The following is an 11582-nucleotide window of genomic DNA, read 5'->3' on the forward strand; positions in this document are numbered from 1 at the left end:
TCTCCTGGTCTTTGTAGCTGCGGTGGTCGACTCGGGCGGTGTATCCGGCCATGTCCAGGTGCATATTGCAGATATCGGCAAAGTGTTCGCGCCAGTGCTCGATTTCTCCACTGTGTTTCTGATCCAGTTCCCGGGTTTTCTCAGTAAAACCTTCGGGAGTGAGCTTGCGTGTGCTCATCAGGATATGGGCGTGATAATTGCGTTCATCGCTGCCGGATCCGGTATGCGGTGCATGGATACAGGCATCGACGGCCACCTGATGTCTGTCCACGATACTGGCGCATAGCTCTTCGAGCATGGCCAGGCGTTGTTCCTGATTTAATTCACTTGGAAAAGCGATTTCAAATTCTCGGGCAACTGTCGAGTTTTTTCGGGTTTCCCGTTGTTCAACTTCGTTCCAGAGTCTTTCCCGGTTTTTTAAATGCTTTGGTGCGCCTTCGGGTAAATAAATTTCTTTATATTCCACACCTGTTTTTCGGCTGTAATCATGTTCTCGGCCCTCACGTTCACAATAGATCTTTTCACCTGCCCGATAGGCAATCGCAGCAGTAGCGGAACGCCCTGCTGATCGTGCTACGGTTTTGACTGAAAAGTGGTAAATCGCCATGCCTGTTTTTCGCTTTTAAATTTTCACATAGTGAAATACAACCGTGTATACGGTTGTCGGGGTATTGGGGAGTCCCCAATCGGACTTGCAAACGAAGTTTGCATAAGTGCGCTCTTCGAGGAAAACATTACTATACATATAGCACCTTGAATGCATATTCAAGTGCGCTTATGTTAGGGATGGTTTCCCAGGATGATGGTATTGGATTAATGAGCGTTACTGAAACACTAGACAGCAAAATTAAAGCCCAGGAAGAAAAGCTGAAACAGCTTAAAGCTCAAAGACAGGCAGCACTTGCAAGAGAACGTGCTAAAGAGAAAGAACAGGCTCGTAAAGATGATACTAGACGCAAAATTCTAATCGGATCTTGTATGCTAAAAATCACTGAAGAAGATGAACAGGCCCGGGCAAAATTGATTGCACAGATGGACAAGTATTTGACTGATGAACGTGATCGTAAGCTCTTTAATTTATAAGTGATAGGAAATCAATCATGGCATTGAGCCAATTCGATATTATTAAGTCTTTAGGTGAATCTATTGAATGGTTTGAAAAAGAACTCTCTTGGGGAATGCCTATTGCAGAATTAAGGCATTTAACAGGAAGAATTGGGAACTTTATGTAGCTATGATGACCTTAGGACAATTAGCTGATTCAGTTAATCAGAGAGGTTATGATGTAGTTTCCAGTACTGGACGGCTTTGTTGCACAAAGATATCATAACTATATGATTTTAAAAGTTTTGATTATTTTTTGATCCAAAATTAAATTTATTTAAATCAGATGCTTACATATTTATGCAACAAAGCCTCATTTTAAGGGATGTTATCAAGTGCTACAAAATTTTTTTGAAAAGAGTAGATTTTTAGTTATTATAGTTATTATAAATTGCATAATATCTTCTATTTTTTTATATTTATCAACTATATATCTTCTAATTGATGCAATAATTTTTATTATAAAAAATATATATGCAACTAATTTTGAAGTAAAAATAGTTGTTGTTAAATTTTTAAAAATCCTCGATGTCTCGTTAATTGCTATTACATTTCATTTAATTTCAGCAGGTTTTTATAAATTATTTATTCAACAAGCTATTTTTGACAATAGTTCTTTTTTTAAGACACTATCAATTAATAAGTTTCATGATCTAAAAGTTATTATATTACATGTATCTATTGTAGTTATAGTCATCTTGTTTTTAGAAGATCTTGTTGTTTTTGGTGGAACTTTAGCCAACTTATATGCTGGTATTTCTTCTAGCCTAGTCATATTAGCAATAATTTTTACTTGTAAGCTATTCGATAATGATCATCACAAAGACGATGAATAACTTAAATCGCAAGGACTCATTTATAATTACTCTTTTATTTGAGCATTTAATTGAAGTTAAGATTAGAGATCGTCATGTATTGAGAAAAAATGTCTGATTCAAACTTCACTAAACTCAAAATTGCGTCAAAGATTGCAGCTTCAAATAGAAATACTGCACTCTTTCTTTAATCAAAAAATCTGCATGCTTGGTTTTTCCATAAGAAAAAAACCAAAAAATGATCCAATATTCTTAGTATAAGCAGAGGAAAACTATGGACGTTCTATTTTCGAATTTTTTAGATAAACCTGTTTGGATGTGGATTTTCTTTATCCTTATTGTACTTGTCCTGCTTATTCTAGATCTTGGAGTATTTCATCGTAAGGTAAGAGAGATTGGTGTTAAAGAAAGCTTAGCACTATCAGCATTTTATATTACATTAGGTTTACTTTTCGGCGCATGGGTGTGGTGGTATCTCGGACCCACGGCAGGGATTAACTATGTAACCGGTTTTGTAATTGAAAAATCATTAGCGATGGATAATATCTTTGTCATTGCAATGATTTTTTCATATTTCTCGATACCAAGAATTTATCAGCATAGAGTCTTATTTTGGGGAATTATAGGTGTAATTTTTCTAAGAGCTATCATGATTGGCGTGGGCGCAACACTGGTCAGCCAATTTTCATGGGTTCTTTATATATTTGCAGCCTTTCTTATTTTTACAGGGATAAAAATGTGGCTAAGTGTTGATAAAGAATATGAAGTCGGAAATTCTCCTATTTTGAACTTTATTAAAAAAAGATTTCGTGTCACTGAGCAGCTTCATGCAGAGAAGTTCTGGGTGAAAAAGATTGATCCAAAAACTAACCAATTAACCTGGTTTATGACACCACTTTTTCTAGCCTTGATCATGATTGAATTTGTAGATCTGATCTTTGCAATAGATAGTGTTCCTGCGATTTTTGCGATTACGACAGATCCATTTATTGTTTATACTTCAAATATTTTCGCAATTTTGGGATTACGTGCTTTATATTTTGCCCTATCAGCAATGGTCGACCGCTTCCATTATTTGAAGTACGCATTAGCAGTATTGTTAGTCTTTATTGGATCAAAAATTTTTATAGCTGATGGATTAGGTATAGCAAAAATTCCACCGCCAGTCTCCCTTTCGATCACGTTCATCATCTTGTTTACAGGAATTCTATACTCTCTTTGGAAAACAAAAGATCAAAGTACTCATAGGTAAAAATTACAATCCTTTAAATAATTAATAGCTACCAATAAAACAGTGGCTGTTAATTATTCTGATTATAAGTTTTCCTAAAATTAACATAATACGGATTATGCGAAACGAGAGCCTACTGCTCTCGTTTTTTCATTCTAGAACTGCTAAACTTCTTATACGCCATTGACGTACTCCAACCTATGTTATTCATTGAAACCAGTATTTTTACCAAGCAAATTAAAGAGCTTGTGAGTGATGAAGAGTATCGTCAGCTCCAGCAAGATCTCTTGGTACAGCCTGATAAGGGCGACTTAATCAAGAATGGCGGTGGAATTCGTAAAGTACGCTGTGCTCAAGGCAATAAAGGTAAAAGTGGTGGTATCCGGGTGATCTATTATTGGGTCACAGAGGATGATCAGATCTTTTTCCTGGTGGCTTATCCAAAGTCTGTGAAAGATAACCTGACAGACAAAGAGACCTCTATTTTGCGTCAATTAGTGAAGGAGCAATTTCATGGATAACAACTTATTTGATGACTTGGTTGCTTCAATCAAAGAAGCTGGTGCCATCAAACGCAATGAAATGAAAGCAAGCCGGGTAACTGAGCTTGAATTGCCAGATATTAAGGAAGTACGTGAGAAAACTGGCTTAACCCAAGCAGAGTTTGCTGCACGTTTGCATATCAGTGCGAGAACCCTGCAAAACTGGGAACAAGGCCGTCGTTACCCGACTGGTCCTGCAGCAACCTTAATTCGTATCCTGGATGCTCATCCAACTCTAATTTAAGAAGTTTAGATAGTAAAAAACCCCGGCATCCTGCCGGGGTTTTTCATATTGGGTTGCTAGGTATGACTCCTGTCTTACCTCACGTTCCTGGTGCGATCTTTCTTGTTCTTGTTATTTGGAACATCCTGTTCTCTATGTACCCATCATAGGAAAATTCCAGTATTCCGGGTAGCCGCAAAGAACCGGAATTAACGTAAGCCTAAGCGTACAAAATAGCCTAAATTTTATCCACAGCAATTGGGGATAATTTCAAAGCCAGGAAGCTGATGAAATGGGTTTTGTCTACCAAATTGATTATTTTTTGATCAAATTTACTGGCAAAATGTTACAGATCCGCTTAAAAACTCACCAACTTATTACAAAAGCCACTTTTTGTGCATTTGGTGATCAGGGTTAAAATTTTAAGTGATTGATTTTTATACTCATATACAAGTGTACTTCGTATAACCGCCATTATGTTAAATAGCATAAAAAGGGACCTCAGATTTGGGTCCCTTTTATCTAAATTATTTGTATGCTTGGATAGATTTTAGAATCTCCTGTCTGGCTTCTTCTACATTGCCCCAACCATTAAATTTCATCCATTTACCTTTTTCCAAGTCTTTATAATGTTCAAAGAAATGTTTCATTTGATCTAATTGAAGCTGAGGGAGGTCGCTCAGATCTTCAACATTGTTATATAGAGGTGTGAGCTTAGAATGAGGTACAGCAATGATCTTTGCATCAATACCGGCTTCATCTTCCATATACATGACTCCGACAGGTCTGCTGCGAATTACTGATCCTACAGCAACCGCATGGGGAGCTATTACAAATACATCTAAGGGATCACCATCCTCGCTTAATGTTTGAGGAATATAACCGTAATTGTACGGATATGACATTGCTGTACTTAGAAAGCGATCAACCAATAAAGCATCATATTCTTTATTCACTTCATACTTGATGGGTTTAGCATTTGCCGGGATTTCGATGATGCTATTAAAGTCATCTGGTGGATTAGTACCTGCTTTAACATTTTTAAAACTCATTGTTTTACCTTCTAATATTTAGATTATTAATGATTAGTGAAAAATTGATAGGAAAGTATTCCTAGTACTGTAAAGATTAATGAACCTATTACATGGATGGCTATTGTTGAGATAGCATATTCAAACTTTGAAGCTTGTAGCAACGCAACAATTTCAACTGAAAATGTTGAAAAGGTCGTTAAAGCACCGCAGAAGCCTGTCACAACGAATAACTTATAATTAGGGCTTATTGAGCTATTTGAAAAAAATGATACAGCTAATCCAATAATAAAAGCACCGATTAAGTTAACAATCACTGTCCCGAAAGGAATATTTTCAAATACGCTATTAAATCTTAGACTTATGCCCCAACGAAGCCAGGCACCGATTACAGAACCGAGAGCAATTGATAAAAGAGAAAGATACATGTCTGCTCCTAGTTATGAGCAGCAAAAGATATATAAATAAAGAACTTTATGACGGGAAAACATAGCGTAGCTCCATTTTGTAAAAGCAGAGCACGCGACTACGTACCCTGCTTGAGGGAAACGTAGGTATCATCAGCCAGAATTGGCGGTTTGTGTAAGGAGGATAGCCATCTCCTTTGAGTACTATTATTTAAAAATTGATTAGCTAATTCAACAACCTTCTATTATTAAAATACGTAAGTTTGATACTTTTTTATCTTTAGTTTAGTAAAACTTGAAACTTTTCATTTTTTCTATAATCTTTTTGGAAAGGGTGTCCAGCTAAGCTGAGGCAGGTGTTTTTTGTAGTCGGGCCGCTACAATATTGATAAAGAGCACCTGTATGTTTAATTTCAAGATTTTTAATAAAGTCTCTACGGAAGTATTGACGATCAAAAATGATCTCCAGCTTAATGCTGAGCTGCAATTAATTAATAAATATAAAACGGCTATTTCTGAAGATTATAAACAGGCTATTGTTTTGATCTTTAAAGAACGCGGCTACACACGTTTGGAAATAGGTCAATTACTTGGGGAGCTAAAAGCTTCATAAAATACAGATTAAACAAAGCTTGGATATACATCCAGGCTTTATAAAAAAGTACCTAGCTGTTACCCTTGTCCTGATTTTTTTACTCTAAAAAGTTTCTTCATCTTATGACACCTACGCCACCTTAAGTTTATTTACCTTCTTAAATCTGTAAATAACTCATCACTGTCTAGCTAGTGATGTGGTGTAGTCGCTTGTGTGTTGTATATATCACATCACTAGCCTATCTGAAAAATTAAAAAACAGGCTATGTTTATGTTATCTAATGTCCGAGAACAGTGGTTCTCTAACATCCGTGGGGATGTACTTGCCGGATTAGTCGTCGGTCTTGCACTCATCCCTGAAGCCATCGCATTTTCAATTATTGCAGGTGTAGATCCTAAAGTTGGTCTATACGCATCCTTCTGTATTGCCGTCGTGATTTCTTTCGTAGGTGGTCGTCCTGCCATGATTTCAGCAGCCACTGGCGCAATGGCGCTGCTTATGGTCACATTGGTCAAAGAGCATGGGCTTGAATATCTGCTGGCAGCAACAATTTTGACAGGCGTGATTCAAATATTGGCAGGCTATTTAAAGCTCGCCAAGTTAATGCGGTTTGTATCTAAATCTGTGGTTATTGGATTCGTAAATGCGTTAGCGATCTTAATTTTCATGGCTCAATTGCCTGAACTGATTAATGTGACCTGGCATGTATATGCTTTTGTTGCTTTAGGTTTAGCAATTATTTATCTATTCCCTCTGGTTCCCAAATTAGGAAAATTACTCCCTTCTCCACTAGTCTGCATCATTGCAATCACATTATTGGCAATCGCTTTAGGAATTGATGTCCGGACCGTGGGCGATATGGGGTCTTTACCTGACACACTTCCAATGTTCTTGATTCCAGATATTCCTTTGAATATTGAAACATTGATGATTATTTTGCCTTATTCAGTCGCACTGGCGGCTGTAGGTTTACTTGAATCGATGATGACAGCAACTATCGTGGATGAAATGACTGATACGCCAAGTGATAAATATCAGGAATGTAAGGGACAAGGGATTGCGAATATTGCTTCTGGCTTTATGGGTGGCATGGCCGGTTGTGCAATGATTGGTCAATCTATGATTAACGTAAAATCAGGTGGCCTTACACGCTTATCAACATTCTCTGCGGGCATTTTTCTTCTTATTCTGGTTGTATTTATCAGTGACTGGCTCAAAGTGATTCCAATGGCTGCATTGGTAGCGGTAATGATAATGGTCTCTATCAGTACCTTTGAATGGAGTTCTGTCACTCAGTTAAAAGATAATCCTAAGAGCAGTAATTTCGTCATGATTGCGACGGTGATTGTAGTTGTTGCTACGCATAACCTGGCTTTGGGTGTGTTAACAGGCGTATTACTTTCAGCCTTGTTCCTGGCGAATAAACTTGAAAATGATATCCAGGTGACAGCATCTTTTGAAGGAATGGCCCGTTTATATGAGTTGAGAGGTCAGATCTTCTTTAGTTCTTCTGAAAAATTCATGCAAGGTTTTGACTTTAAAGAGGATGTAAAGGATGTGATTATTGATTTGACCCATTCTCACATTTGGGATGTAACATCAGTCGCCATGCTTGATTCTGTTGTAAAAAAATTTCAAAAGAATGGTGTGAATGTCACTGTGCGTGGCTTAAATGAAGCCAGCTCTATCATGATTGATAAGTATGGAACACATGCCAGAATCTAAGCGCAGGAGATTTTACGTTTATGTAGAATCTCTAAAATTAACACAATACACCTTATACGAAGTCAAAAAAATATATCTATATGATAATTAATGAAATTGTAAAACCTATTCATAATGAACATTATGTAAAATGGAGATGATAGAAGTGTACTCACTAGTACACTTCTATCATAAAAAAGAGAGCTGCCAGCTCTCTTTTTTATGTTTTATTCAAAATGAAGTTGATATTTATCCGTCGTAATCTTGATCTTGAGGTTCTTATATTTTCGTTTTGTGGCACTCAGGGCTGAATCTGTCACTTCTGCATGAAATTTAGGGTCATTCATTAGATCATGAAATAGTTTATATCCAATCAATAACTTACTGGATTTTTTCTTTTCCTTTAGATCATTTTCAATCAACTGATCCAATTCTTTTACAGAAAAACTATGCATATTACCCTCTATAGTATCTTTCTGATAAAACACCATAAAGACTTAGTAAGAGAATTTAAAGCTTATTAGATAATTGATATTTATGAAATTGTGAGAAAGATAATATATTAGATTTATCTATTTAAGTTAAGTTTTTCTAAAAATAACATAATACACCTTATACGAAATTCTTGATATTTCTCTTTAAATATCAGTATATTAAAGTAAGCCGTTTTGGAGTATAGGGCACCAGAACGGCTTTTTATTGATTATTCATGTTCCACGCTTAAATATTGAACAATGTTCCACGGTTTTATTCAGTCTTAATAAACCTCATCCGGTTTTTTGGTGAGTCATTATTTCATGTGCTTGCACTGAAATTGGCCCATCAAAAAATTGGAGTCCTGGCTAACCATAAGGAAGAAAAAAACGGCTCAGGAAACCCCTTTTTTTTGGTTCAGGCTCAACGTGTTCTGGAACAGGGATACGTTTATTGTCTTTCTGAGGAGTAGTCAATTCGTCATAGTTTGACTCGGTCTGTGGCCGAGGATCTGTTGCTATATTCGAATTAGTAGATTCATTTAGTTTATTAATATTTTCTTGTTTTGGCTGTTCTAAGGTGCCTTTAAACTCAATTCTATGAGTAAGATCTTCAATATGTTGCATCAAAGACTTTTCTCTTTGATTTGCTAAATCTAACTGATTTTTGAGTAAAGAAATTTGATCTTTTAATACACTTTCAACCTCAGATTGAACGTGTACTTGTACATCCTTCTGAACTTGTTCAGTACGTGTACTGGACTGAACACCGACTGGATTGCCATAAACTCTGATAAGTTCAGATAAGTCTATAAGACCATCATGATCTCTTGATAATTCACCATTTTTTAAAGCCTCATATATTGTTGTACGTGATTTTTTAAAGGCTTTACTTGCATCCATGACGCTGAATTTTGTTGTGTTCAATGTAATCCCTCAGTGCGTGTACAAGGATGTTCATGTGAACATCCAATCTGAACATGAAGTTTATTTTGTATTAAATCCTACTTTCTTTAGATATGGCAGTAATTCTTCAATTTTAAGTGGATCCTGCAACATTTCGGCAATGCGAACAGCAAATTGAGAGTAACTTTCTGTACCTTGAGAATATTTATTCATCTCGGTAAGCTCAGAGAGTTTATTAGCAAAAAGATAACGTTGCGAATCAGTCATTTTTAAAACTATAGGTTGTATAGCTATATCTGACTTCTTTGGTTGCTTTCTAATTTTATAGGTAAACTCAAATCCTATAATTTTTTTCCCTGCCTTCTTATTAGTATATTGAAGGTTATATATATCGCAGGCTTTGCTCTTATTTATTTGAGTGACAGCTAAGTCCAGGACATTGTCTTTTAGATTTGACATAGTTTTATATTTATTTTCGATACCGAACCTAGATCGAAGATCGTCCAACTCTAGAAAAACTTTTTGCTCTTTATAGTTCTGCACTTCTTTAAGAATTTCATATAAGCGATTGGCATATTGGCTGCTTAAATCAACCGTATGTTGAAGATCAATTTGAGTAAATTTATTAGCTAGCTCACTTACAAATGGTAAGACGTCATTAGCAAATTGAATTTCAATTCTAGCTTCACCTTCAAGATATCCCTTCATTTGAATAAATCTATATGTTCTAACGTGTTTTTTAGTATTTGAGATTTCTCGCTCTAATGTGAACTGGCGTTCAAATAAAGTATCTACAGCCGTTCTAAGGGCTTTATAACCGCCATCTATGGTGTCTGAAAACAGATCTGCATATTCATGAGCTGAAATGGTAATTGGTACATTATTATCTAATGTAATCTTATTAGAACGAATTTTTGATAAAGCGATATTGAACAATCTATGCTCAACAACAGTCATTTTATAATGAGCTTTTACTAAATCATTTGCTTTAGAGACAAGAATCGACATGTCTAAATTTTCTGAACGGCTCATTCTTATTTCCCTATAAACATTATATGGATTTACCAAAATCTAGATAAATTTTTCACTTAGGGAATCATCATAACAATACTCATTTAAATAGTAAAATAAAAACCTATGTTTATGCGGATAAAACCTATGTTTGAAACGGATAAAACCTATGTTTGAAACGGATAAAACCTATGTTTATACGGATAAAACCTATGTTTGAAACGGATAAAACCTATGTTTATACCACCATAATATATTGAAAACAAAAAAGAAAAAATGCTTCAAATATTAAATATTATAAATATAAAATAAAAAAGAAAATTCATGAAAATTGCCCTTGGTTTTCGCTTCGCTCAAACTCTATTGAATCTCGCTTTCGCTCGATTCGTCGGGGCAATTTTTGATTCATATTTTCCTAAATTTGAGAAAAAGCAAAAGCAAGATCAAAAGCAGCTCGGAATTCGCTTCGCTCATGAGCTTTTTTTCTCGCTACGCTCGATTTAGGAATCAAACTTGGAAAGTTCGCACCCATGCGGGATGCTCTGTAGGGTAGGTGATTAATGGATAGGGAGCTTGTAATCAGGGAAAGGGATGGACGAATTTTCTCAGTTCGCTCGTAGACACTCGCTCTGTTTAGCGACTCATGCCACGAGATTTCATTTTAGGTGCATGTTGCTGTGCTTTGAGCTGTTGTTCTTGTCTGAGTTTCAGCTGTTGTTCTGCTTTGATCTCATCCACACATTTCTTAATAACTTGATAGGATGGGTATAGAGTCTGGTATTGCTTGGCTTTGGCCTGATGTTGTTGTTGGTACTGCTTCCAAGCATGTTCTTTAAACTTTTCATTTTCCAATAAATCTTTCACACCATGTTTTTTCTGGTGTTCATGCTGACCTTTCAGCTTTTTGTGTTCCTGGTAAATCGCATCACGTTGGGCTTCCCAGGCTTTTTTTCCAAACAGTAAGGGTTTGTTCTGGGTTAATTCGTTGTGTTGATCGACCAGGCTTTGCAATTTGTCATGACTTTGCTTGAGTCCGCTTTTCACGATCTCCTGAGCAAGCTGCTGATTGAACTCATTTTGATGTTTGTGGTGCTTGGTCAGGTTTATTTCGGCTTGTTTGAGATTGCGCTGCATAAAATCCAGGTCTAAATTCGCGTCTTTTGCGCTGATTTCGCGTTTTAGTACTTTGCCAAGGGTTTCCCTCTGTTTTTCCTCAAACAGGGCTTTTTCGTCAATTGGTGGCGTTTTAGCGCTATTTTCGATCTGAGTCTGTTGTTCCGTTTTCAATGTGCTGAGTTTGATCTCATTTTCAGCAATAAGCATGTCCATATTTTTGCCGTATTGCAGCTGAGCCTGATTTCTTTCTTTGATCTCATCATTGGTTCGGCTGATTTCGGTTTCGATGCCTTTTCTACGTAGTTCGGTGACTTTCGGTCCTTCGTGCAGGGTCGCTTCCAGGCCATTCTCCTGGTCTTTGTAGCTGCGGTGGTCGACTCGGGCGGTGTATCCGGCCATGTCCAGGTGCATATTGCAGATATCG

General features: G+C 36.5%; 15 protein-coding genes and 1 riboswitch. Of the genes, 8 read left to right on the forward strand and 7 right to left on the reverse strand.

Features of this window, described 5'->3' with window-relative positions; translation table 11 throughout:
• Positions 1-607 (reverse strand): MobQ family relaxase (gene mobQ / locus PV763_RS16015; RefSeq protein ID WP_420938202.1); only part of this gene is annotated, 607 nt, incomplete at its 3' end.
• A gap of 209 nt (positions 608-816) precedes the next feature.
• On the opposite strand from mobQ, the gene PV763_RS16020 reads away from it, so the two are divergent.
• The 6 genes from PV763_RS16020 to nadS all read left to right on the forward strand — a co-directional run bounded on the left by PV763_RS16020 (position 817) and on the right by nadS (position 3936).
• Positions 817-1083, forward strand: coding sequence for a hypothetical protein (locus PV763_RS16020; protein WP_006581723.1), 267 nt, complete (start codon positions 817-819; stop codon positions 1081-1083).
• A 17-nt stretch (positions 1084-1100) separates the two neighbouring features.
• A complete protein-coding gene (locus PV763_RS16025) occupies positions 1101-1232 on the forward strand; it encodes a hypothetical protein (protein WP_254894336.1) in 132 nt (43 codons plus the stop codon).
• 207 nt (positions 1233-1439) lie between these two features.
• Complete coding sequence (locus tag PV763_RS16030; protein ID WP_164543315.1) at positions 1440-1940, forward strand: YqhA family protein; 501 nt, start codon at positions 1440-1442, stop codon at positions 1938-1940.
• A gap of 253 nt (positions 1941-2193) precedes the next feature.
• On the forward strand, positions 2194-3171 hold the full coding sequence (locus tag PV763_RS16035; RefSeq protein WP_004761028.1) for a TerC family protein: 978 nt from the start codon (positions 2194-2196) through the stop codon (positions 3169-3171).
• 179 nt (positions 3172-3350) lie between these two features.
• Entirely contained in the window at positions 3351-3671 is a 321-nt protein-coding gene (locus PV763_RS16040; RefSeq protein WP_000897309.1) for a type II toxin-antitoxin system RelE/ParE family toxin, read from the forward strand.
• A complete protein-coding gene (gene nadS / locus PV763_RS16045; protein ID WP_004896911.1) occupies positions 3664-3936 on the forward strand; it encodes a NadS family protein in 273 nt (90 codons plus the stop codon). Before PV763_RS16040 ends, nadS begins: the two co-directional genes overlap by 8 nt.
• A 506-nt stretch (positions 3937-4442) precedes the next feature.
• On the opposite strand, the gene ppa is transcribed toward nadS, so the two are convergent.
• Both ppa and crcB read right to left on the reverse strand, forming a co-directional pair.
• Positions 4443-4967, reverse strand: coding sequence for an inorganic diphosphatase (gene ppa, locus PV763_RS16050; RefSeq protein ID WP_005225406.1), 525 nt, complete (start codon positions 4965-4967; stop codon positions 4443-4445).
• Between the two features lie 26 nt (positions 4968-4993).
• Positions 4994-5374: a fluoride efflux transporter CrcB gene (gene crcB / locus PV763_RS16055; protein ID WP_005225409.1), complete on the reverse strand. Its 381-nt coding sequence runs from the start codon at positions 5372-5374 to the stop codon at positions 4994-4996.
• A 116-nt stretch (positions 5375-5490) separates the two neighbouring features.
• A riboswitch (Fluoride riboswitch) is annotated at positions 5491-5558 on the reverse strand.
• A 198-nt stretch (positions 5559-5756) separates the two neighbouring features.
• On the opposite strand from crcB, the gene PV763_RS16060 reads away from it, so the two are divergent.
• The gene (locus PV763_RS16060; protein ID WP_004282305.1) at positions 5757-5966 is read left to right on the forward strand and encodes a hypothetical protein; all 210 of its coding nucleotides are present in this window, start codon (positions 5757-5759) and stop codon (positions 5964-5966) included.
• Positions 5967-6218: 252 nt separating this feature from the next.
• A complete protein-coding gene (locus tag PV763_RS16065; protein WP_005225410.1) occupies positions 6219-7673 on the forward strand; it encodes a SulP family inorganic anion transporter in 1455 nt (484 codons plus the stop codon).
• A 206-nt stretch (positions 7674-7879) separates the two neighbouring features.
• Here the strand turns inward: PV763_RS16065 and PV763_RS16070 are convergent, their stop codons facing one another.
• The 4 genes from PV763_RS16070 to PV763_RS16085 all read right to left on the reverse strand — a co-directional run.
• Entirely contained in the window at positions 7880-8107 is a 228-nt protein-coding gene (locus PV763_RS16070; RefSeq protein ID WP_000555568.1) for a hypothetical protein, read from the reverse strand.
• A 387-nt stretch (positions 8108-8494) separates the two neighbouring features.
• Positions 8495-9052: a plasmid replication DNA-binding protein gene (locus PV763_RS16075; RefSeq protein WP_240664393.1), complete on the reverse strand. Its 558-nt coding sequence runs from the start codon at positions 9050-9052 to the stop codon at positions 8495-8497.
• Positions 9053-9112: 60 nt separating this feature from the next.
• Positions 9113-10063 (reverse strand): replication initiation protein RepM, encoded by a 951-nt coding sequence (gene repM / locus PV763_RS16080; protein ID WP_005225810.1) that lies wholly within the window; start codon positions 10061-10063, stop codon positions 9113-9115.
• Positions 10064-10675: 612 nt separating this feature from the next.
• Positions 10676-11582: MobA/MobL family protein (locus PV763_RS16085; protein WP_420938203.1), on the reverse strand; the 907-nt coding region annotated here is incomplete at its 5' end.

The organism is Acinetobacter sp. AS5 (assembly GCF_048957595.1).
GTDB lineage: Bacteria > Pseudomonadota > Gammaproteobacteria > Pseudomonadales > Moraxellaceae > Acinetobacter.